Origin of the sequence: Prochlorococcus sp. MIT 1303 (assembly GCF_001631965.1) — a bacterium.
GTDB classification, from domain to species: domain Bacteria; phylum Cyanobacteriota; class Cyanobacteriia; order PCC-6307; family Cyanobiaceae; genus Prochlorococcus; species Prochlorococcus marinus_D.
This window is the reverse complement of the sequence record NZ_LVHK01000036.1, coordinates 1-22,848: the sequence shown is the minus strand read 5'-3', so window position 1 is coordinate 22,848 and position 22,848 is coordinate 1. Positions and strand designations below refer to the sequence as shown.

Below are 22,848 nucleotides of genomic sequence, written 5' to 3'. Positions count from 1 at the left end.
CGCGGCCATGCAGGACCATGCCTTAGTGAAAATCTGCGCCGAACTGGCCAGCTGCCTCAGCATTAGCCTTGCCTCGGCCCGAAGAAAGGTTGACCTGACAGCAAGTCGAGAGGAGGTTAGGGATCTTGAAGGCCGCAAGGCCATTGCCGAACGTCTACTTGAGGAGGCTCGATCTCGTCCAACAGAAGGAGAAAACACCTCAGGCTCTCAACTCGACCGACTTCTGGAAGCTGTGGCCAGTGAAGAGAACTTCATGGTTGAGGACTAAAGCCCACGACACTGGTCAATGTTCAAAGATCTGGGTAAATCGCAAACGATCCAGTTCCGCGATGACAGGAATGCAGCTGAAACAACGCTGAGCAATCTCCCAGCGCCCCTCACGTCGCAACATCATTTCTAGACGGTGCCTAGCCGGAAGCAGATATCGAGCATCGTTGGCTGCATAGGCCAACTGAACATCGCTGAGTTCCTCAACCCTTCCCCAATCACTGCTCTGAGCCTGCTTATCCAGTTCAACTCCAACCAACTCCATCACCACCTCCTTCAACCCATGGCGAGGGCTATAGGTTCGTGCAAGGCGACTGGCCACCTTCGTACAGAAAATGGGCAAAACGGAGATGCCCAATCCGCTAGCAAGTGCGGCCACATCAAAGCGAGCAAAGTGGAACACCTTTTCAACAGAAGGGGCCTCCATTAGCTTCTGCAAGCGAGGGGCAGAGGTCTGACCCAAACCGATCCGCACGCATGCCACATTGTCGGCAGGGTCACAAATCTGCACGAGACAGAGACGGTCACGGCCATGAATAAGTCCCATGGCCTCTGTGTCTACCGCAATGGCAGATGCTCTGAGATATCGATTCGCCCAGTCTGAGTCGAGATCCCCATCGAAAACGACAAAGCTTGCAGGAGCTTGAGAAAAGTCGGCCATTAAGCAAATGGCGCAGGGCCAGGACAGATCCTCACCACTCTGAAGGGCCACAGCGCCGGCTTGCTCATTTTGCTGATTTGAAAACGGTGGCGAGACTGGGTTGAATCAGGCATGGTCACTCGCTCACCTTGAGCATCCGACGCATGCCCTCGCTGAACTGTCTGGCCGATATCAAGCAAGATTTTTTCTACCACCGCCACAGTTTCTCGATCGAGGAGCAACCGTCTACAGGTTGCTGATCTACTTGCTCAAGACAGTCAACTATCAAGCAAGAAGCTTGCATCAACTAGCGCTGAGGCAGCCACGCCATCGGCTTTCGAAAGGCATGCTGCAAAAAGCCCTGAATTTTCTAAAGAACTAAGCCTCATAAAGCGCCACCAAGCAACGCTGCCCAAAACCTGATCCAACCCAATCGCATGCTTCAGCTCCTCGCTTCAGCAAAGGCTGATGCAAAGCGACCGATAGAGCCCTGCCATGGCATCGTAAAGACCTAGAACAGATGGGTACATCAGCACCCATGCACGAACGCGATGCCGGCGGTCTTCTCCTCGACCCTGCTACTCACAGTGCTACTGGCCATCGGCCTGGTGTTCTTTCTGCGGGCAGCAAGTAAAGACCGAACCACGGTTGTAGATGTTCACTCACCGCGTCCCCCACTAGAGGTCCTCAATGGAATGATCCACTGGCTGGAGGAACGAGGCTGGAAGCAAGATAGTGGCGATGCTGATAGACAACTCCTTCGCTTCAGTGGAAGCGTTGCCTCCAGCCAATCGCTGGCAGTCCTGTTGTCCCTATACGCTGCAGTTGGTTCAGGATGCCTTGGACTGGTTGTCCGCCAGCTTTATCCCCTACTGGACTGGTGGCCACTTCTGCTTATTGGTCTGGGCCCACTCGCAGGATTGATCTACAGCAATCGCGCCAACCGCATTGAAGCCGTTGAACTTCGCTTGATCAGCGCCAGCGACGACGAAGGCAGCACCCTGCGGCTGAGGGCCCATCGCGACGAACTGATTGCCATGGAATTGGAACTCTCCCAGCCCCTTGAGCTAGCTAGCGATGGCTCTCTTCTATCCTCTCCAATCTGAGTGATTTCAAATCTCAACGGGAGAGGCAGGAGCCTATTGATTCTGAGCACAGCTTTCAGCTTGGGGATCAACTTGCTTGGCCAGGCCACTTCCGCAGAAGCACCATCTCCGCCAGCTATTGAATCTCCTTCAAGAACAGCCCCGTCTCAATCACCGATTGAAGAACTAAACACCGGGCCCCGCACACGCTTAAGGGGCAATTGGGTAGGTCGCCAACCGGTGTCTCCCTCTTTAAAGATTGTTGTCATGGCAGGACACGCAGACTCTCAGGGGATGCATGGCTCAGGAACCCCAGGTGCTGCAGTTGATCAAAGGGGAGAAGCGCCGATGGATCCCCGCATGCGGGATGAACTCTTTTGGAACCGGAAAGTACGCGATGCAGTCGTTGCCCTCAGCAAGCAAAAAGGGCTCAATATCATCGGCTACGACCCAGGAGCACTCTCAATTGCTAAAGCGAGTGATCCACGTACCAACTGGTCAGTAGCCCGCCGCCTTTCTAGGCAAGGCAACTACATCCTAGAAATTCACTTCGATGCATACAGCCCGCATGGATATGGATCTGGACTGATCCCGGCCCTCAATCGCAACCTCAACCGAGTGGATGAAAGTCTTGCTCAGAGCTTCGGTCGATTTCCCAGACTCTTCCGGGGAGGACTTGGTGGACCACGACGAGGGATCAGCATCCTTGAAATCGGAATGCTGGAAGGGATTCTGGAGGCCAATCTCCGCAACCCCAAAACCAGAGAAGCAACCATTCAAGCCATCGCCCTTCAAGTCACCGATGCTTTGATGCTGGGAGTACGTGGAAAGACGTCTACGTCTTCTAATCCACCGCCTGGTGTGGTCGACAACGCTCCTCTAACGTCGAATCCTCAAACCAATTCTGAGGTCGAGTAAACAAATCAGTGAGCAAAGCCTCCCTTGAATCAGCTGGTGCGACATATCCATACTCCCAACGAGCCAATGGTGGCAAAGACATCAAGATCGACTCAGTTCGGCCATTGGTTTGCAATCCGAAAATCGTGCCCCGATCCCAGACCAGATTGAACTCCGCATATCGCCCACGGCGATACAACTGGAATTGACGTTCTCGGTCGCAATAGGCCTGCTGCTGACGTTTCTCCACAATCGGCACATATGCCGGCAAGAAAGCCTTCCCACAAGCCTTGGCCAGCTCAAATAACTGATCCCAGCTCTTCGGATGAGGCCCTAACTCCCTTGAGACCTGTGCAGCTGGACCCTCAGGGTTTTGACCTTTGTAAAGCACTCCAGATCCATCCTGGTAGTCGTAAAAAATCCCACCCACACCACGGGTCTCACCACGGTGCTTCAGATAGAAATATTCGTCACACCAAGGTTTAAAGACCTTGTGGAGCTCAGGTCCAACCGTATCGCAAGCCTGCTTGTGAACGCGATGAAAATGGCGGGCATCTTCCAGATAGGGATAAAACGGCGTGAGGTCAGCGCCACCGCCAAACCACCACACCGGCCCCGCCTCGAAATAGCGGTAATTAAGGTGAATCGTAGGCACATAGGGATTGCGCGGGTGTAGCACCATCGAAGTGCCGGTGGCGAACCAGGGATGCCCCTTTGCCTCAGGCCGCTGATTCAGAATCGACGGAGGCAACTCCTCGCCGTGCACCTCAGAGAAATTAACGCCGCCCTGTTCAAAAACTCGGCCCTCACGCATCACCTTGGATCGCCCACCACCCCCTTCAGGCCGCTCCCAACTGTCAGTTCTAAAAGATTGGCCACCATCAAGACTCTCCAGTTCATTACAGATCTCATCTTGCAATCCGAGTACCAATTCACGTGCACGTTCGCGCGAGTGAGGAGGAGGACCTTGGCCAACATTCTCAGAAGCACCCATAACCTTGCCAATCAAAGTAGGAACCATACAGACAACAGTAATAGAATTGCGTTGTATTTTGCGCCAGAGCAGCTCTGTTTTTGTGTCTTTTCAGATATCGCCCTTGAGAACTGTCACGAGAGTCCACACATAGGATCCTCTCACCTGAAGGAAAGGCATGGTCACAGCCGAGCAGGCACACAATGCGCTTGATCAAGTCAAGGATTCAGGCAGCGGCCGCTCGGCTATTGAAATGGGCTGGATTGACCAGGTCCGTGTCATTCCTCCTCGCGCCGTCATCCGCCTCACCTTGCCTGGATTTGCCCAAAGCCAAAGGGATCGATTGGCACAAGAAGCTCGACAAGTACTGCTAGAGCTCAACGGCATCAGTGAGGTGCAGATTGAAATTGGGGAGACTGCCAGCCAGGGGCCTATAGGCCAGGCCGGCCATGGACAATCTGCCGAGCCCCAGGCCATCCAAGGGGTTCGGCAGATTGTCGCCGTAAGCAGTGGTAAGGGAGGTGTTGGCAAAAGCACCGTGGCCGTCAATCTGGCCTGCGCACTAGCCCAAGAGGGCCTAAGCGTGGGACTGCTCGATGCTGATATCTACGGACCAAATACTCCAACCATGCTTGGAGTCGCTGATCGCACGCCTGAGGTCAGCGGCAACGGTCCTGAGCAATGCATCATCCCGATCGAAAGTCATGGGATAGCAATGGTGTCGATGGGTCTGCTGATCGAGGAGAACCAACCCGTAATCTGGCGCGGCCCGATGCTGAACGGGATTATCCGCCAGTTCCTCTATCAGGCCTACTGGGGGGAGCGGGATGTTTTGGTGGTCGATCTACCTCCAGGCACTGGCGATGCACAGTTGTCACTAGCGCAGGCAGTTCCCATTGCGGGGGTGGTGATTGTCACCACCCCCCAGAAAGTTTCACTGCAGGATGCTCGCCGAGGACTGGCAATGTTCAAGCAAATGGGCATCAACGTGCTCGGCGTGGTCGAAAACATGACCGCCTTCGTACCTCCCGATCAACCAGAGCGTCGTTACGCCCTATTCGGCTCTGGAGGGGGAGAGCAGCTGGCGATGGAAAACAATGTCCCTCTGCTGGCACAAATCCCTATGGAAATGCCTGTGCAAGAGGGGGGTAATGAAGGTAGCCCCATCGTTCATAGCCGACCCGAATCAGTGAGTGCCAAAGCCTTCAAGCAATTAGCCAAACAAGTTCTGGATTGCGCCTCCAAGGCCAGCTGACCATGCATTCAAGCCAGAGGCGGCGACGCAATGGTGGCAAGTCCTTCCGTTCTAAGGGGCATCTACGCAGATGGTGGAAAGAACTGGATCTAGTGCTCTGGGGGGTGCCAGTGGCCATGGTGATGCTTGCGGGCGTCCTGATCGCCAGCACTCAAAGACAGGCTGATTACGCCGACTGGTATCACCACTGGATCACCGCTGGATTGGGATGCTTGGTCGCTCTGTTGCTGGCCCGATTGCCAGTCCAGAGACTGCGGCCGCTATTAATTCCCCTCTACGCACTCACTGTTCTGAGCCTGGTAGCCGTTCGCCTAATCGGCACCTCCGCCCTAGGCGCTCAGCGGTGGATCAGCATTGCTGGGGTGAATGTTCAGCCATCTGAATTCGCCAAACTGGCAGCAATCCTCCTTTTGGCAGCAGTACTCGACCGCCACCCGATAGAACGCCCCATCGACCTGATGAGGCCTTTGGCCGTGATTTCTGTGCCCTGGACACTGGTCTTCCTGCAACCGGATCTCGGCAGCTCACTCGTGTTCGGCGCCCTGCTAGTGACGATGCTCTATTGGGCTGACATGCCCTGGGAATGGGTCCTGTTGCTCCTATCACCTCTAGCCACAGCACTCCTTGCAGGGCTATGGCCTTGGACTCTCTGCGCATGGCTCCCTCTGATGGGTTTCCTGGCCTATCGCTCACTGCCATGGAAACGCCTGGCAGCTTCGCTCACTTTGGCGCTGCAAGGAATCGTGGCTATTACCACCCCTTGGCTTTGGTTGCATGGCCTCAAGGACTATCAAAGAGAACGGCTGGTGCTGTTTCTCGATCCCACCAAAGACCCCCTAGGTGGTGGCTATCACCTCCTGCAAAGCACTGTGGGCATTGGCTCTGGCCGGCTATTTGGCACAGGGCTGCTGCAAGGTCAACTCACCAAGCTACGTTTCATCCCCGAGCAGCACACCGATTTCATCTTCAGTGCTCTTGGAGAAGAAACTGGCTTCATCGGGACCATCCTTGTCGTAACAGGCTTCGCGCTACTAATGGGACGCCTACTACAAGTTGCCAGAGAAGCCCGCACTGACTTCGAATCACTGGTTGTCATAGGCGTCGCCACGATGGTGATGTTCCAAGTGGTCGTGAACATCTTTATGACCATTGGCCTTGGTCCTGTAACTGGTATCCCCTTACCATTTATGAGCTATGGCCGCTCAGCAATGGTGGTGAACTTCGTAGCACTTGGACTCTGCCTTTCGGTGGCACGCCGAGGCCACACAAGACTCAATAACTGGTGAGCGATTCCATCTCGCTCACCACGATCCAACAACGACTTGCAGAAGGTGTCACTCCTGGCCGGGTCGATGAAGCCACCGTTCGACGTCTGTGGTGGGCAGCCCTGGACACCTTGCAAGACGACATCCTGCTGCCAATGGATCCTGAGAAGGGGCTTTGGCTGGCAGCACCCCTACCTGCGCTCTATGAGCCAAGACTGCTCGAACGCTTAAAAGGATGGGTCTGGGCACCAGACGAGCTCGAAACACTCCATTCTCCTCAAGGCGGCCTCTTGCCTCCCAGTCGCGTGAGGTCATCAATCCATGAGAAAAGCAATTCAGCTGTCGGGGGCTATCAACGGTTACCACTGCGCCAAAACGATGGTCATGAGCCCCTTCTGCTGATCATTACCCCGGATGTTCAAATTGCCCTAGCCCTGCATGGCAAACCTGCAGAGCGCCATCTATTAATGCGCAGTGATCCAGAAACCCTCAGTGATCTCTTGAAGATGCTGGACCTGAGACTGAACAGCGAAGACCCTGGCCATGCCATTGCGCTTCGTCAGGCTTTGGCAAACCTAGGACCTTTACAAAGCAACCCTGAACTAGAAAAAATCTTCTGGCCTCGACTTGCGGAACGGTTGGCCGGCATGGCCCCAAGTCTCACACTGCAACCGATTCCTGAAAGATCACACCCGGCCAAGTTCAGAGAAGAAGCCAATCAAGAAACGAGTACTGAACTCATTCTGCTGGAGGCTCTCACTCATGAGGTGCGAACCCCACTAGCGACCATCCGAACCCTGATCCACTCCCTGCTGCGGCGAAGTGACCTTCCTGGTGTCGTAGTCAAACGTCTCAAACAGATCGATGCTGAGTGCACTGAGCAAATTGATCGATTCGGTCTCATTTTTCATGCCGCAGAACTTCAGCGGCAGCCACCAGAAGCGTCCATGCTCGCCCATACCGACCTCGGCGCCATGCTGACAATGCTTCATCCAGCCTGGCGTCAGCAGCTCGAACGCCGCGGGGTAGGACTCCAGATCGATATCACCCCTGATTTGCCAGAAGTTCTTAGTGATCCAAGACGTCTTGAACCGATGCTGGGTGGATTAATTGATCGCACGAGCCGCGGCCTGCCAGCAGGTGGCAGCCTATCGCTCACGCTTCGCCCTGCGGGCCCCCGCCTAAAGCTTCAAATCCTCAGCCAAATACCAAATCATGAAGATCAAGGAGCCAGCAGTAGGGATCAAAAGGCTGCTCTAGGCCCAGTGCTGAGCTGGGACCCCAAAACCGGCAGCCTGCAACTCAGCCAAGCTGCAACCCAACGAATGCTGGCTAGCTTGGGTGGGTGGCTAACACAGCGTCGGGACAAAGGGCTCACAGTATTTTTTCCCATCGCTGATGAAAAAACTTGAACTCCAAAGCAAGCCACAATGTTGACGGGTGTGAAGCTTGCTGCCAAGCAGTGCCATAGAGCACAAAACGCAGTGCTACTTTTCACCAGTAACGGTATGCCGATTCTCGAGGTTACTCATGACAGCAACGGCGTTAACAGGTCAGTATCCCAAGTATCTAGGGAGCACCGGGGGCCTTCTAAATTCCGCTGAAACCGAAGAGAAGTACGCCATCACTTGGAGCAGCTCAACAGCTCAGGCGTTCGAACTACCCACTGGCGGCGCAGCTGAAATGAATGAGGGCGAGAACCTCATGTATTTCGCTCGCAAAGAACAATGCCTCGCATTAGGCACTCAACTGCGTACCTTCAAACCCAAGATTGAAGACTACAAAATTTATCGCGTCTTCCCTGGTGGTGACACCGAATTCCTGCATCCAAAAGACGGCGTATTCCCCGAGAAAGTCAATGAAGGGAGGGCTATGGTGAACGTCAACAATCGCCGGATCGGAGAAAACGCCAATCCAGCTAAATTAAAATTCAGCGGGCGCAACACCTACGACGCCTGAGTTCCTTTCGCCTGAAGGGTACGGGGATCTTCAACCACTCGGCACCAGCTGCGAAGATTCCCTCATGCTCAGCTCTGATCGTGACCATTTCTTTGAGATGGCTGCTAGTGGTGCCAATTTCATTCCTTTGGCCCGCAGTTGGCCAGCGGATCTGGAGACCCCTCTAACAACTTGGTTAAAAGTTGGGGCAGACCATCCCCCTGGGGTTTTACTCGAATCGGTCGAAGGGGGTGAAACTCTTGGGCGTTGGAGTGTGGTTGCCTGCAATCCACTTTGGACAGCCACCTGCCGAGGGAATCACCTCAAACGTCGTTGGCGAGAAGGACAAACCGATGAAGCCATCGGCAACCCTTTTGAAGGCCTCCGGCAATGGCTTGCTCCTTATCGCACAGCAACCCTGCCAGGCCTACCCCCCCTTGGCCAGCTCTATGGAATGTGGGGTTTTGAACTGATCAAGTGGGTTGAACCCACAGTGCCCGTTCACTTAAGGGACAACAACGATCCGCCTGATGGCATCTGGATGCTGATGGACAGCATCTTGATCATTGATCAAGTCAAACGCCTCATCACTGCCGTGGCATACGCAGACCTGAGTGGCGAGCAAACGGCTAACGAAGCTTGGGACAAGGCACAAGCACGCATTCAAGACCTAGAAAAGTGCATGGCGGAACCACTTGCGCCGATTCAGCCACTGCAATGGCAACCAAAAAGTCAATCTCCACCTTCCACCATCAGTAACTACAGCCAACAAGGCTTTGAAGAGGCAGTTCAAACGGCCAAGCAACACATCGCCGCAGGGGATGTGTTCCAGCTTGTGATCAGTCAACGGCTGGAGACCAGAGTTCCTCAACAGCCACTTGAGCTCTACCGAAGTCTGCGGATGGTGAATCCTTCTCCATATATGGCTTTCTTTGACTTCGGCGACTGGCAGCTGATTGGTTCAAGCCCGGAGGTCATGGTCAAGGCGGAGCCTGTTGCCGATGGCATTAAGGCCAGCCTTCGGCCTATTGCCGGCACGCGTCAGCGTGGCGGCAACGAACTTGAGGACCGCAATCTTGAAGCAGAGTTGATGGCAGATCCCAAGGAACGTGCCGAGCATGTGATGTTGGTTGATCTTGGCCGCAATGACCTTGGACGCGTTTGCAGGCCGGGCAGTGTGACGGTGAAAGAGCTGATGGTGATCGAGAAATATTCCCACGTCATGCACATCGTCAGTGCAGTGGAAGGTGTGCTTGCCAAAGGCAAGGATGTTTGGGATCTACTCATGGCCTCATTCCCAGCAGGCACGGTCAGTGGCGCCCCAAAAATCAGAGCCATGCAGCTCATTCATGAGCTCGAACCCGACTCACGAGGCCCTTATTCAGGTGTGTATGGGTCCATCGATCTCAACGGTGCTCTTAATACAGCTATAACCATTCGCACAATGATTGTGCGGCCCCATCCTGAAGGCGGCTGGCAAGTCAAGGTTCAAGCAGGCGCTGGTGTTGTGGCCGATTCCATCCCCACCAAGGAATACGAAGAGACCCTCAACAAGGCAAGGGGAATGCTCACAGCCCTGGCCTGCCTCGAGTCCCACAAGTCATGAATACCCGGCTGCTACTTAAGGGGTTCGAAGTGGAGCTGTTCACAGGACGCTTCAGCGGTGAGCACGTCGGCGTAGCTACTGCCGTAGCAAGCGATCTTGCTGATTTCGTCACAGAACCAGACCACCGAAATCTGGAATACATCACTGAGCCAAATCAACACTACGGCCCATTGAGGGAAGCCCTGCTGGCTCCTAGGCGAAGACTGCGCCAATGGTTGGTTCCACGGCAGCTCACATTGATTCCTGGTAGCACCCTCAGCCTGGGCGACAGTCATCACTTTGAACGATCAGATCCGCTCAACCCCTATCACGATTTGATTGAGGCCAACTACGGCACCAGGGTGGTCACCACCAGTGTTCACATCAACCTAGGGCTTGAAGATCTACCGCTGCTGTTTGCTGCGCTGCGCTTGGTGCGTTGTGAAGCAGCCCTCTTTCTTGCCCTGAGTGCAAGCTCCCCCTTCCTCGATGGCCAGCCGACGGGAAGCCACTCTCAGCGATGGCTGCAATTTCCACTCACTCCAGAGCGGGTACCACTCTTCCAAAACCATCCTGACTATGTCGCTTGGGTTGAAGCACAACTGGCCACTGGCACGATGCAAAATGAGCGTCATCTATGGACCTCAGTACGGCCAAACGGACCTCGCCGCCCCTATCAACTCAACCGTCTAGAGCTGCGCATCTGCGACTTAATCACCGATCCTGATGTTCTGCTTGCAGTGACTGCCCTAATCGAACTGCGCGTACTCAGCCTTCTTCAGAACCCAAGCCAACTGGATCCACTCAAAGTGAGTCGACTAACCACCGCTGAACTTGCTGATCTTTGTGATGCAAATGATTCTGCTGTCGCTCAAATGAGCCTGGACGCAACCCTGCACCACTGGCGAGATGGGAGCCCCATCCTTTGCCGCTCCTGGATCGAGACAATGCTCGAGGGAATCATTCCGATCAGTAGAGATCTGGGCCTGGAGAAACAACTTGCACCGCTGCATAGGGTCCTAAATAAGGGCAATCAAGCCATGCAATGGCTACAGAACTATGCCGATGGCAAGCCTGTGCAGGCTGTCATTCAAGACAGCATTGCCGAAATGAACGCCGAAGAGCTCAAAGCAAGCAAAGCCGAGGCCATTTTGGGATGATCATGGCCAAACCTGAGTCCACTAGCGCATCGATGCAGCAGTCTTCCGCCCAAAAACCTGATTGCGATCAGCCCAGGGCAATCGGGGAAGGGCAGCAGGCAGGACGCTTACTGCAGAACCGCCTTGAACTGGTGGAAGACCTTTGGCAAACGGTGCTACGCAGCGAATGTCCACCGGATCAGGCAGAACGACTACTTCGACTGAAGCAACTCAGTGAACCTTTGGCCCTTGAAGGTGCAGATGAGAACAGTGCCAGCACAGCAATCGTGCTGTTGATCAAAGAGATGGACCTGGCAGAAGCGATCACCGCAGCACGCGCCTTCTCCCTCTATTTCCAACTGGTGAATATCCTCGAGCAACGGATCGAGGAAGACAGCTACCTCGCAAGTATGTCTTCTGGCAAAGAAAACAATCGCCAAGACAAACCCTATGACCCCTTTGCTCCACCGCTCGCCACGCAGACAGACCCAGCCACATTCAGGGAGCTGTTTGAACGACTTCGCCTTCTCAACGTGCCACCAGCTCAGCTGGAGACCCTTCTACAGGAGATGGATATCCGCCTAGTTTTCACTGCTCATCCCACTGAAATCGTCCGTCATACCGTTCGCCATAAGCAACGCAAGGTTGCAAGCCTGTTGCAAAAGTTGCAATCAGATCCAACAAAATCGACATCTGAGAAAGAAAGCCTGAGACTGCAGCTTGAGGAGGAGATCAGTCTCTGGTGGCGGACCGATGAGCTTCATCAGTTCAAGCCCTCCGTTCTGGATGAGGTGGATTACGCCCTCCACTATTTCCAACAGGTGCTTTTTGATGCCATGCCCCAGCTACGGCGTCGCCTGATCACTGCAATGGCCGAGAGCTATCCGGACGTACACATTCCACAAGCTGCCTTCTGCACTTTTGGATCTTGGGTTGGATCAGACCGAGACGGCAATCCTTCCGTTACACCAGAAATCACCTGGCGCACCGCCTGTTATCAACGTCAGCTGATGCTGGAGCGCTATGTCAATGCCGTTCAAAAACTCCGTGATCAACTCAGCATCTCCATGCAATGGAGCCAGGTAAGCACTCCACTGTTGGAGTCACTGGAAATGGACCGGCTTCGATTCCCCGAGGTTTACGAGGAACGAGCAGCCCGCTATCGACTCGAGCCTTATCGCCTCAAACTCAGCTACACCCTGGAGAGGTTGAAACTCACTCAACAACGCAACCAGCAATTGGCCGAAGCAGGCTGGCAAACCCCACCAGAAGGCCTCAACCCCAGTCCAAATCTAATTAATGCGGGAGAAGCCCTTCACTACAAATCAGTAGCAGAATTCCGCAGCGACCTGGAACTGATCCGCAACAGCCTGGTCAGCACAGATCTGAGCTGTGAGCCTCTGGATACCCTCTTAAATCAGGTCCACATCTTCGCTTTCTCACTAGCCAGCCTTGACATCCGTCAGGAGAGCAATCGCCACAGCGATGCTCTCGACGAATTAACACGCTACCTAAATCTCCCTAAGGCCTATGGCGACATGGACGAAAACGAGCGAGTGCAATGGTTAATGGAGGAACTACAGACTCGCCGCCCCCTGATCCCCTCTGCCGTTATCTGGTCGCCCAGTACAGCAGAAACGGTGGCCGTGTTTCGCATGCTGCACCGACTGCAGGAGGAATTCGGCAGCCGAATCTGCCGCACATATGTGATCTCAATGAGTCACACAGTTTCCGATCTACTCGAGGTGCTGCTGCTAGCCAAAGAAGCCGGCCTCGTGGATCCGGCGGCTGGTCATGCCGAACTGCTTGTGGTACCCCTCTTCGAAACAGTAGAGGATCTCCAGCGGGCTCCAGCAGTGATGGAGGCACTTTTAAGTTCACCTGTCTACCGCAATTTGCTGCCTCGTGTCAGCGAACAGGTCCAACCTCTGCAGGAGCTGATGCTTGGCTATTCGGACAGCAACAAAGACTCCGGATTTCTATCCAGCAATTGGGAGATCCATCAAGCCCAAATTGCCCTGCAAGATCTAGCTAACCGCCAGGGTGTGGCTCTGCGCCTTTTCCATGGACGCGGTGGATCTGTTGGCAGAGGAGGTGGCCCTGCCTACCAAGCAATCCTTGCCCAACCAAGCGGGACCGTACGCGGCCGAATCAAGATCACTGAGCAGGGAGAAGTGCTGGCATCGAAATACAGCCTGCCCGAGCTAGCCCTTTACAACCTAGAAACATTCACAACGGCCGTCCTACAAAACAGTCTGGTAACCAACCAGCTGGATGCCACCCCAAGTTGGAACCAACTGATGACCAGACTGGCTGGCCGTTCACGTGAGCACTATCGGGCCCTCGTCCACAACAACCCTGATCTGGTGGCCTTCTTCCAACAGGTCACGCCGATCGAAGAAATCAGCAAATTGCAAATCTCCAGCCGTCCTGCTCGACGCAAAAGCGGCGCCAAAGACCTCTCTAGTCTTAGAGCAATCCCCTGGGTATTTGGCTGGACGCAAAGTCGATTCCTGCTACCGAGCTGGTTTGGCGTGGGAACAGCATTAGCCGCCGAAGTCGAATCAGACGCTGACCAGCTTGACCTTCTGCGCAGACTGCACCAACGCTGGCCCTTCTTCCGAATGCTGATCTCCAAGGTGGAGATGACCCTTTCAAAAGTAGACCTAGACCTGGCCCATCACTACATGACTAGCCTTGGCAGCGAAGATTACCGTGAAGCCTTTAACCGTATCTTCGAGATCATCGAAACGGAGTACAGCCTCACCCGCCGGTTGATCTTAAACATCACAGGACAACCCAGGTTGCTCGGAGCCGATCCCGCCCTACAGCAATCAGTCGATCTTCGCAATCGCACGATCGTGCCCCTTGGTTTTCTGCAAGTGGCCCTGCTTCGCAAACTGCGTGATCAGAACCGGCAGCCACCAATGAACGATGCTGGCGATGGTCGTACTTACAGCCGCAGCGAACTGCTAAGAGGCGCACTGCTCACCATTAACGGCATTGCTGCAGGCATGCGCAACACCGGTTGAAACCACCGTGCTTGCCTTTCTTCAACAGCCCGAACTCCCCCCCGGCTTCCGGCTAGACCTTGAACAGCCACCCAATCCTCAAGCACTCAACAAACTTCTCGCTCGTTGCAGAGAAGCCACTCACACCTCAGAGCAATGGGCCCTGGCCTTTGAGCGAAGCGTTTGGCATCTAAGCATTGTTGAACAAGAAAAAGGAACCCTGGTTGGTTTTGTGCGCGCCACAAGCGACCATGGCCTCAATGTCAACCTCTGGAATCTCGTCGCCCAACCCGGCTCATTACAAGCACAATTGCTTGCAGTTCTCGTGCATCAAGCGCTTGAAAATTTGCGCCGAATTCTGCCTGGTTGCAGCATCTCAATATTGGCACCTGCCATCTCCCTCAAAGCATTGAAGGATCAAGGCTTCATCGTTGATCCTGATGGCATACGAGCGATGAGTTATCGACTCCGCTAAGTCGTTAAGTCAACATCATTATCGGATCCTTCCTGCAGCGATCAAAACCACGCTTTTAACCCAAGCATGACGAGAGAACTGCAGCACTCTGACCATCTTTGCTTGACCGACTACAACATGAATTGAGATCAGCGCCTCAGCTGAACGATGCAGCTGAAAGCTCTTGAAGAGTATGGGAGCTAAAGCAAATACGAGCATGGAGGGACTCGAACCCCCGACCCTCAGAACCGGAATCTGATGCTCTATCCAACTGAGCTACATGCCCACAAATATCGGCTGGATGCCGCTATATGAGAGCAACTCTCAAGCCCCCTCAATCAAGGTACCTTAACCTCATGCCGCTCCAAGACCGATTCGGCTTCACCAGCTTGAACTGCAGGGGTACCGCAATTACAGCAGGCTTCAGCTGGAGTTGACGGAAAATCGGCTGCTGGTCATTGGCCCCAACGGCATCGGTAAATCCAACCTTCTCGAAGCCGTAGAGCTGCTCGGCAGCCTGCGCTCGCATCGCGCCAGCAGCGACCAAGACTTGATCCACTGGGAAGAACAGCGTGCCCTACTTCGCGCCATTGCTGATGACAGTGAGAAGCTTGAACTGGAATTGCGGCGGCAAGGAGGTCGACAAGCCCGCCGCAACGGCAAAACGCTCACCCGGCAATTGGATCTAATCGGTCCACTGCGTTGCGTGGGGTTTAGCGCTCTCGATCTCAATCTCGTTCGAGGCGAGCCTGCCCTGCGGCGCCAATGGATTGATCGCGTCGTACAACAACTTGAACCGATCTATTCAGATCTGATCAGTCGCTACAACAAGCTGCTGCGTCAGCGAACCCAGCTATGGCGTCAGTGGCGCCACATCCCGATTCAAGAGCGTGATTCCCTCTTGGATGCCTTCGATGTACAGATGGCTTTAGTCAGCACACGCATTCATCGACGTCGCAGTCGAGCTCTCGCCCGCCTTGAACCACTTGCAGCCCGATGGCAGGAAACCCTCAGCAAACACAAGGAACGGTTGCGACTCGACTATCAGCCAGGCAGCCACCTGGAAGGTGAGGAAGCGGAAGAACCTTGGCGGTTGGCGATCGAAACTCAACTCCTAGACCAGCGCAGTGAGGAGGAACGGTTAGGAAGTTGCCGGATCGGTCCTCACCGCGACGAAGTGAGATTGCTACTCAACGATTTAGAAGCGCGCCGCTTTGGCTCAGCAGGACAACAGCGAACCGTGGTGCTGGCGCTCAAGCTTGCCGAACTAGAACTCGTAGGCGAACTCTGCGGTGAACCCCCTCTGCTGTTATTGGATGACGTTCTTGCGGAACTCGATCCCGGCAGACAGTTGCTGCTGCTCGAGGCTGTAGGAGAGAAGCATCAGTGCCTCGTTAGCGCGACCCATCTAGAGGGCTTCCAGGATGAATGGCAACAGCGATCACAGATCATCGAAGCAGGATCTTTAAATCTCTCGGGAGAGGTCCGCTAAGGTGGCGAGCTGATTTTTATTGCCTTGATGGAGAGAACCCTGTCTTGCTTGCATCCCAATCCAGGATGGGAAGACACCAATTACCAAGACAACACAAGCTCCATCAATCACAGCGCCACCGACATGGTGGGCAAGCACTGCATCCTCGAGCTTTATGACTGCGATCACGCCAAGCTCAATGACGAAGCCTTTCTAAGAACCACGATCACAACAGCAGCGAAGCGTGCTGGTGCCACTCTTCTCAATCTGATCACCCACAGATTTGAACCTCAGGGGGTCACAGGGCTTGCCCTTCTAGCTGAATCGCATCTCTCCATCCACACATGGCCTGAGAATGGTTATGCCGCGGTGGATGTCTTCACTTGCGGCGATCAAACGATGCCGGAACAAGCTTGTGAGCTCTTACGCCAGGAACTTGGTGCCAAAAGCCATGCACTAAAGAGCTTCCAACGGGAAACACCAGCAGCTCTAGCGACCGCAATACGCCATCCAAAGGCTTAATACAGCGAGCGACCTGCCGAAAGCAATACTGAAGCACTTGAGTGGTCGTCAAGGGCACTCCTAGAAGCCAAATGTATCTCACGCCTACTCACATGGCCCCATTCATCCACCTTCCGGTTCGTGGTGGCTTGAGATTCAGAGGCTGGTGACTAGTCAAGCCTCCTGTCATGCTCAAACTTATCCAAATGCTCTTCTTCTAACCTCAACCTTTGCTCTTCCCTTTTTCGATCATCGTCTCTCTTTCTCTCTTCTAAAGTAAGAACTTGCCCCAACCCAATCACCATTCCATTCAGTTCATCAAACCTTTTGTTCATTAGCCCTAGCATTTTTTCTAAGTCTTTGATGGCTAATTCTGTTTGACTGAGCTGTTCTTGAGACTCCTTCAGCAATTCCGATGTAGGCTTCATAGCAAATCTTGAAAAGTATTTGAATACAGAGACATTTCCTAGCGAAAGAGTGACCACAACGTTCTAACCATTTGACTAAGTCGTTCCAACCACTTATCTACAACCACAACCAACACTGGATATTTAGAGAAGGAAGATAAGATCCTAGTCAATACAAATCCCGGAGCGAGAGAATAATTCAACATGAACACAGGTTCGGTTTACTCTCCATTTTTCAGCCATGAGTAATGGTATGCATACAATTACTCATGGCCCTTAAGTACAGGGGTAGTTGTCAGGGCATCTAAGACCTACGGTCTTCAAGTTCCGTTTTTCACCGAGAGGGAAAGGGCGTTCAGTAGGAAAAACTTCTGATTGTTCGTCCTCTTGACTCCAAAGCAGCCTCTCTAGCTGCTGGAATTTGATGTGCAGAAATGCTCATGGTTGATTCTGCAAAAGTCTGTATTGTTTGCGAGCTGGAAGCGCAGCCGCAGGTTTGCCACCAGCACACCCAAACAGCATTGAGTACTTGGATAAGAACACAGCCATTCGTGAGGCAGAGGTGCTTCGGATTGAGGCGTCCCTCGCCGCAAAGCCCCATAGCCAACAAACCTTGACCAACCTCCCAGCTACCAAGAAGACGACTAGTAGTCGCTCTGCTCGCCCTGAATCAAGCTCAAAGCAAAACTAAAAGTCCTCCGTTTTGCCTTCGTTATCAAGATGCAGACCTACAAGGGATAGGGCATCTCACCAGCCACCCTTGTGAGCCATCGCGGGCTAAGACCCGGCGGAGCGAGCTCTAGCTAGTTGATTCCTCTCAAGCCCCAAATCAAGCTGTTGTTGCCCTACTCGCCCAGCTGGTGGAGCAGCAAGAACGACATTTCAGGCTTGTGGCCTATGGCATCAGCCAAAGCAGCAAGTTCAATCATCCGCAGATCGCAGCGCAGTCAACAGGAGTAGCGAAAGGGAGACAGCCGCAAGCCATTGCAAGCCTTCAATGCACTTGGCCAGTGCGATTGAGCTTGCCACTGACCAAACCTTCCAGATCAAGGCTAATGGAGGTGAAACCCAGCGCAAGGAAATGCGCGACAACCTGCTCACGATCCAACTCAAGCACCACATCCTCAATCCGATCAGCGGGAACTTCAATGCGTGCAGCCAAGCCCTGGCTGCGCACTCGCACCTCAGCAAAACCAAGCGTTCTTAACCAGGCTTCAGCAAGACCAACCTGACGCAATCGTTGAGCGTTGATGCTATTGCCATAGGGAAAACGTGATGCCAGGCAGGGCTGTGCAGGCTTATCCCACCAAGGGAATCCAAGAGCTCGTGAGATCTGGCGTACACCTGCCTTGCCAATCTCCAATTCAGCCAGCGGAGAACGCACACCCGCTTGACGGCCAGCCTCAATGCCAGGTCGATGCTCTCCCAAGTCGTCGTGATTCACGCCATCCACCACCTGAGCTCCACCGGCTGATTGCGCAATCGAACCCAGATGCCGATGTAATTCCCGCTTACAAGCAAAACAACGGTTTGTGGGATTACTGCTATAGGCCGGATCATCCAATTCCTCAGTCATGCATTCCTGGTGACGAATCTCAAGCCAGGCAGCCTGCTGACGGGCCTCATCGAGAAGCTCAGGGGCAAGTGCAGGAGAAACCCCTGTCACAGCAAAGGCTTGAGGCCCAAGTTGTTCCCGCGCAATCGCTGCTACTAGTGCACTATCAACTCCACCGGAATAGGCCACACAAACACCTCCAAAACTGGCAAGACGCTTGCGCAACATCTGCAACTGGGCATACTCCCGCTCCGGCAGAGGTTCCAACTGCCGAAACACCGCTGCACCAGCCGTCCCAGCACCCACCTTCTCAGCCCATCGATCTCGTTAAGCTCCAACCGTAGAGGACCCGTCAATGGCTTCGCAGACGGCAGCATCCAAGACACCCAGAAATCGCCAAACATCAAGCGGCAGAAGAGGACGTGGGATTGGCATCGCGACCGCAGCCGAAAGCAATGAACGCAGTCATGGCCAACTGCACATCTATGACGGCGAGGGAAAAGGTAAAAGTCAGGCCGCTCTTGGTGTTGTCCTACGCACCATCGGGCTCGGTATCTGCGAGCAACGACGAACCAGGGTGCTGTTGCTTCGATTCCTAAAAGGCCCAGGCCGCGCCTACGACGAAGATGCTGCCATTGAGGCACTGCAACAGGGCTTCCCTCACCTGATCGACCAAGTGCGCACTGGTCGAGGGGAATTTTTCATCGCCGAGGACGCTACCCGTTTTGATCGCCAAGAAGCCCAACGCGGCTGGGACATCGCCAAGGGAGCCATTGCCAGCGCCCTCTATTCAGTCGTTGTGCTGGATGAACTCAATCCCGTACTGGATCTAGGCCTGCTGGCTGTTGACGATGTGGTCAAAACACTCACCGATCGGCCTGACGGCATGGAAATTATCGTCACCGGACGGGCCGCTCCACGAGCCCTGGTTGAGGTGGCCGATCTGCATTCCGAAATGCGCGCCCATCGTCGTCCGGAGCCTCAGGATGACAGCGTCATTCCCTTCCTTCCCACCGGTGGAATTGAGATCTACACCGGTGAGGGCAAAGGCAAATCCACCAGTGCTCTAGGCAAGGCCCTACAGGCCATTGGCCGTGGCATCAGCCAAGACAAAAGCCATCGCGTATTGATCTTGCAGTGGCTTAAAGGTGGCAATGGCTACACCGAAGACGCTGCCATTGCAGCCCTAAGAGAAAGCTACCCCCATCTCGTTGATCATCTGCGCTCCGGTCGTGATGCCATCGTATGGCGAGGTCAACAACAACCGATCGATTACGTCGAAGCAGAGCGCGCATGGGAAATCGCCAGAGCCGCCATTGCCAGTGGGCTCTATAAAACTGTGATCCTCGATGAACTCAATCCCAGCGTGGATCTTGAACTGATTCCTGTGGAGCCGATTGTTCAGACCCTGCTCCGAAAACCGGCTGAGACGGAAGTGATCATCACGGGGCGCTGCAAAAACCAACCTGCCTACTTCGATCTAGCCGGCGTCCACTCAGAGATGGTGTGCCACAAGCACTATGCAGAACAGGGCGTAGACCTCAAGCGAGGCGTGGATTACTAGCCCTTAGGGACGAATAGCTATCCGCGATTCGGATGATTAGAAATTTCGATCGAACATGCGCCGCTCTCAGCAACGAACAGAGCATCAAACGAACAAGCAAATAATAAAGAGAAGCTATGCCGAAAGCCTGCAATATGGCTCAGGAGTTGGCTCTTCTATATTAAAAAACTAAATATGCATTCTTTGCATATTGCCGGCTCAAAGGCAACTCAATGGATGCCTGTCTATGCGAAATGTGCATAACGAGAAAAAGCATTAAGCTCTGGTATGATTAAAGAAAGGATTGGATCCTCAAAACCAGACCAATCGATCTAAACCAGTCAAGTCAGTCACTACTGTTTACGGAGGCTGGAGAATGCTCGAATCAGCTCTCACCCATAACGAATCATTGCAGGAAAGCAGAGTAGAGGCCATGCAAGGGCTAATTAAAAGGTAAATAAGATGGAGCCAACTAAGACCTATAATAATCTTGATGAGTACTCAGTTGGCCTCGTTCCAGAAGGATTAACAAGTAAAAATCCGTCTGTAATTGTTCAAGACAGGGACCTCAGCCACAATGATACCGGCACAGATATTCTCTCTACAAATGACTCCATAAGCTTTGGAAGTAAAACATATTCGCTAGATTCAAGCACACAAGGCAATTACCTATTTAGTTCTCACGAATATCTTGAGCGGAGTCACTGGATTGATGTTGATGGCAATATTGCTCTTCATGATGGCTCTATTCCTACAGATGGAATGCAAGGTAATCAAGCCGGTGATGACATCATCATTGGTTTTGATCGCGTTGATTATTGGAGCAGCAGTGGACACAATAATTACTCCATAGCTCGCCTAGAAGATGATCAAGGTGATTACCTTCTCGTACAAGACCGTGACCTTGGGGAAGGCAATCAAGGCACAGATATTATTCGTGATGCCAACTACCTATACATTTACAATCAGGACTTCTCCTTAGACGCAGCTGATCACAACTATCTATTTGATTCCTACCAATACACAGACAAAACTCACTGGATTGATGTTGATGGCAATATTGCTCTTCATGATGGCTCTATTCCTACAGATGGAATGCAAGGTAATCAAGCCGGTGATGACATCATCATTGGTTTTGATCGCGTTGATTATTGGAGCAGCAGTGGACACAATAATTACTCCATAGCTCGCCTAGAAGATGATCAAGGTGATTACCTTCTCGTACAAGACCGTGACCTTGGGGAAGGCAATCAAGGCACAGATATTATTCGTGATGCCAACTACCTATACATTTACAATCAGGACTTCTCCTTAGACGCAGCTGATCACAACTATCTATTTGATTCCTACCAATACACAGACAAAACTCACTGGATTGATGTTGATGGCAATATTGCTCTTCATGATGGCTCTATTCCTACAGATGGAATGCAAGGTAATCAAGCCGGTGATGACATCATCATTGGTTTTGATCGCGTTGATTATACTGGAAGCAAAGACGAGTACAGCATCCAAAAGCTTCAAGACTCGAGTGGATACTATTATTCCGTAGAGCATACTAATGACGATGCTATTGATGCAAATCAAGGCAATGACATCATTAGGAATGCGAATGGCTTCACTGATATCGTCTTTGACGACGAGGTTTTAACAGTTACGACAGGAGCCAGAATATCAACACCAACTTATGCACTCTTTACTTCAGAATCAACTCTAAAAGAAGGAGAATACCTAACAACAAATATCAGCACAGAACATGTCGCTCTCGGCACTGAACTGTTCTGGCAGCTAGAAGGAGACAACATCACACAACGAGACCTAAGAACTGGTCATCTCAGCGGGTCCAATCATGTCGATGCCGATGGCAATATCTCTTTTTCTCACTCTCTTGCACAAGACCTAACAACAGAAGGGCTGGAAAGCTTTATCGTCAAACTCTTCTCTGATCAAGCACGCCAGCAACTCGTTGCTCAATCAACCGCTGTTGAGATCAACGACACCTCAACAACATTAGAAGATGGTTCTGGTGCAGCAGCCTTCAACTACAAGCTCTTTAGTGCTGATTCCATCCAGGCTCTTGATCAATTAGCTGTCTTAGGTCAAGGCGTTGATGGCACTGATCGCTACAGACTAGAAATCACAGGCCAATCTCTAACAGATGGCTACAACCTTGAGGGTGCTGATATCACGCTTAAGTTCAATCCACAGATCTTCCAAGCCATCAATGCCTCTGATATTCAAATAGGCACCGATCTTCCCCTTGCTAATGCTGTTCATATCGATAATGCAACAGGAGCTATTCGTATTGCAGCATCAAGCCTCTCAGATCTCAATCAAGGCGAATCGATTTCAGGAGAGCGGATCCTTGCTTCCATTGCCCTTGATTTTGATGAGCAGACGCTCCAAACCGTTGGCAAGAAAGCCGATGGCAGCTTAACGGTAAGCCCGCTGATGTTTGAAATCGAGGCCAATCAAGAGGAAACCATCTTCTCAAGATCATTCAGCTCCGATATCGATGGCAATCAAGATTTAGCCGGTGCATACACCAACCGTGACATCAAGAGTCTGGCTGATCTCGGCGGTGATATTCATGTTGATGGAACAGAAGTCAAGCTCTATTCAGCTGGCATCAACATCAATGAGCTTGATGATGGCCTCGTCCTTGGTACTCAGCGCGTGATTGGCTCTGATGCCAACTTCACCAACCTGATCCGCTCTGGTGATACCGTTTCAGTAACAACAGAATGGCTCAATATTGGCAATACAGATGCCAATAACATTCAAGTTACTGCCTATAACAACACGAATGCCAAGTTAACTGGCCATCAATTCGTTGATGACATCAACAGTGTTAAGAGCGGT

Annotated in this window: 21 protein-coding genes and 1 tRNA gene; 16 read left to right on the top strand and 6 right to left on the bottom strand. The window is 52.8% G+C overall.

The window, feature by feature from the left end; genetic code table 11:
- The first annotated feature begins 7 nt into the window (after positions 1–7).
- Complete coding sequence (locus tag PMIT1303_RS03740; RefSeq protein ID WP_369818701.1) at positions 8–268, top strand: hypothetical protein; 261 nt, start codon at positions 8–10, stop codon at positions 266–268.
- A gap of 15 nt (positions 269–283) precedes the next feature.
- Here PMIT1303_RS03740 and PMIT1303_RS03735 read toward each other — a convergent pair whose 3' ends face one another.
- Both PMIT1303_RS03735 and PMIT1303_RS03730 read right to left on the bottom strand, forming a co-directional pair.
- Complete coding sequence (locus PMIT1303_RS03735) at positions 284–928, bottom strand: ribonuclease D (protein ID WP_063397576.1); 645 nt, start codon at positions 926–928, stop codon at positions 284–286.
- Positions 928–1,149, bottom strand: coding sequence for a hypothetical protein (locus tag PMIT1303_RS03730; protein ID WP_063397575.1), 222 nt, complete (start codon positions 1,147–1,149; stop codon positions 928–930). The genes PMIT1303_RS03735 and PMIT1303_RS03730 overlap by 1 nt, the downstream gene beginning before the upstream one ends.
- A gap of 309 nt (positions 1,150–1,458) precedes the next feature.
- On the opposite strand from PMIT1303_RS03730, the gene PMIT1303_RS03725 reads away from it, so the two are divergent.
- Both PMIT1303_RS03725 and PMIT1303_RS03720 read left to right on the top strand, forming a co-directional pair.
- A complete protein-coding gene (locus PMIT1303_RS03725; RefSeq protein WP_011826868.1) occupies positions 1,459–2,013 on the top strand; it encodes a cofactor assembly of complex C subunit B in 555 nt (184 codons plus the stop codon).
- A gap of 36 nt (positions 2,014–2,049) precedes the next feature.
- Positions 2,050–2,910, top strand: coding sequence for a hypothetical protein (locus PMIT1303_RS03720; RefSeq protein ID WP_063397574.1), 861 nt, complete (start codon positions 2,050–2,052; stop codon positions 2,908–2,910).
- Here PMIT1303_RS03720 and hemF read toward each other — a convergent pair.
- Entirely contained in the window at positions 2,837–3,910 is a 1,074-nt protein-coding gene (hemF, locus tag PMIT1303_RS03715; protein ID WP_063397573.1) for an oxygen-dependent coproporphyrinogen oxidase, read from the bottom strand. The genes PMIT1303_RS03720 and hemF overlap by 74 nt on opposite strands.
- 130 nt (positions 3,911–4,040) lie before the next feature.
- Between hemF and PMIT1303_RS03710 the strand changes: the two genes are divergently transcribed.
- The 8 genes from PMIT1303_RS03710 (at position 4,041) to PMIT1303_RS03675 (ending at position 14,530) form a co-directional block, all read left to right on the top strand.
- The gene (locus PMIT1303_RS03710) at positions 4,041–5,117 is read left to right on the top strand and encodes an Mrp/NBP35 family ATP-binding protein (RefSeq protein WP_063397572.1); all 1,077 of its coding nucleotides are present in this window, start codon (positions 4,041–4,043) and stop codon (positions 5,115–5,117) included.
- A 2-nt stretch (positions 5,118–5,119) separates the two neighbouring features.
- Complete coding sequence (rodA, locus tag PMIT1303_RS03705; protein WP_063397623.1) at positions 5,120–6,403, top strand: rod shape-determining protein RodA; 1,284 nt, start codon at positions 5,120–5,122, stop codon at positions 6,401–6,403.
- A complete protein-coding gene (locus tag PMIT1303_RS03700; RefSeq protein ID WP_156486896.1) occupies positions 6,400–7,794 on the top strand; it encodes a HAMP domain-containing histidine kinase in 1,395 nt (464 codons plus the stop codon). The genes rodA and PMIT1303_RS03700 overlap by 4 nt, the downstream gene beginning before the upstream one ends.
- A gap of 118 nt (positions 7,795–7,912) precedes the next feature.
- Positions 7,913–8,341: a photosystem I reaction center subunit II PsaD gene (locus PMIT1303_RS03695; protein WP_063397570.1), complete on the top strand. Its 429-nt coding sequence runs from the start codon at positions 7,913–7,915 to the stop codon at positions 8,339–8,341.
- A gap of 64 nt (positions 8,342–8,405) precedes the next feature.
- Positions 8,406–9,926: an anthranilate synthase component I family protein gene (locus PMIT1303_RS03690; protein WP_063397569.1), complete on the top strand. Its 1,521-nt coding sequence runs from the start codon at positions 8,406–8,408 to the stop codon at positions 9,924–9,926.
- Positions 9,923–11,065: a glutamate--cysteine ligase gene (gshA, locus tag PMIT1303_RS03685; RefSeq protein ID WP_063397568.1), complete on the top strand. Its 1,143-nt coding sequence runs from the start codon at positions 9,923–9,925 to the stop codon at positions 11,063–11,065. Before PMIT1303_RS03690 ends, gshA begins: the two co-directional genes overlap by 4 nt.
- Positions 11,062–14,076, top strand: a complete 3,015-nt coding sequence (gene ppc / locus PMIT1303_RS03680) for a phosphoenolpyruvate carboxylase (RefSeq protein WP_156486895.1) — start codon at positions 11,062–11,064, stop codon at positions 14,074–14,076. Before gshA ends, ppc begins: the two co-directional genes overlap by 4 nt.
- Positions 14,048–14,530, top strand: a complete 483-nt coding sequence (locus PMIT1303_RS03675; protein ID WP_063397567.1) for a hypothetical protein — start codon at positions 14,048–14,050, stop codon at positions 14,528–14,530. Before ppc ends, PMIT1303_RS03675 begins: the two co-directional genes overlap by 29 nt.
- 191 nt (positions 14,531–14,721) lie before the next feature.
- Here the strand turns inward: PMIT1303_RS03675 and PMIT1303_RS03665 are convergent.
- Positions 14,722–14,795 (bottom strand) — tRNA-Arg (locus tag PMIT1303_RS03665).
- A 108-nt stretch (positions 14,796–14,903) separates the two neighbouring features.
- On the opposite strand from PMIT1303_RS03665, the gene recF reads away from it, so the two are divergent.
- Positions 14,904–16,001 (top strand): DNA replication/repair protein RecF, encoded by a 1,098-nt coding sequence (gene recF / locus PMIT1303_RS03660; protein ID WP_231901305.1) that lies wholly within the window; start codon positions 14,904–14,906, stop codon positions 15,999–16,001.
- A 27-nt stretch (positions 16,002–16,028) separates the two neighbouring features.
- The gene (gene speD, locus PMIT1303_RS03655; protein WP_063397621.1) at positions 16,029–16,502 is read left to right on the top strand and encodes an adenosylmethionine decarboxylase; all 474 of its coding nucleotides are present in this window, start codon (positions 16,029–16,031) and stop codon (positions 16,500–16,502) included.
- A gap of 149 nt (positions 16,503–16,651) precedes the next feature.
- On the opposite strand, the gene PMIT1303_RS03650 is transcribed toward speD, so the two are convergent.
- Positions 16,652–16,966, bottom strand: a complete 315-nt coding sequence (locus tag PMIT1303_RS03650) for a hypothetical protein (RefSeq protein WP_197459764.1) — start codon at positions 16,964–16,966, stop codon at positions 16,652–16,654.
- Positions 16,967–17,417: 451 nt separating this feature from the next.
- Here PMIT1303_RS03650 and PMIT1303_RS03645 point away from each other — a divergent pair, with 451 nt between their 5' ends.
- A complete protein-coding gene (locus PMIT1303_RS03645; RefSeq protein WP_156486894.1) occupies positions 17,418–17,579 on the top strand; it encodes a hypothetical protein in 162 nt (53 codons plus the stop codon).
- Positions 17,580–17,882: 303 nt separating this feature from the next.
- On the opposite strand, the gene larE is transcribed toward PMIT1303_RS03645, so the two are convergent.
- Positions 17,883–18,722: an ATP-dependent sacrificial sulfur transferase LarE gene (gene larE, locus PMIT1303_RS03640; RefSeq protein ID WP_063397620.1), complete on the bottom strand. Its 840-nt coding sequence runs from the start codon at positions 18,720–18,722 to the stop codon at positions 17,883–17,885.
- Positions 18,723–18,798: 76 nt separating this feature from the next.
- On the opposite strand from larE, the gene PMIT1303_RS03635 reads away from it, so the two are divergent.
- Both PMIT1303_RS03635 and PMIT1303_RS03630 read left to right on the top strand, forming a co-directional pair.
- Positions 18,799–20,007, top strand: a complete 1,209-nt coding sequence (locus tag PMIT1303_RS03635) for a cob(I)yrinic acid a,c-diamide adenosyltransferase (RefSeq protein ID WP_156486893.1) — start codon at positions 18,799–18,801, stop codon at positions 20,005–20,007.
- Positions 20,008–20,448: 441 nt separating this feature from the next.
- Positions 20,449–22,848 (top strand): hypothetical protein (locus PMIT1303_RS03630; RefSeq protein WP_197459763.1); only part of this gene is annotated, 2,400 nt, incomplete at its 3' end.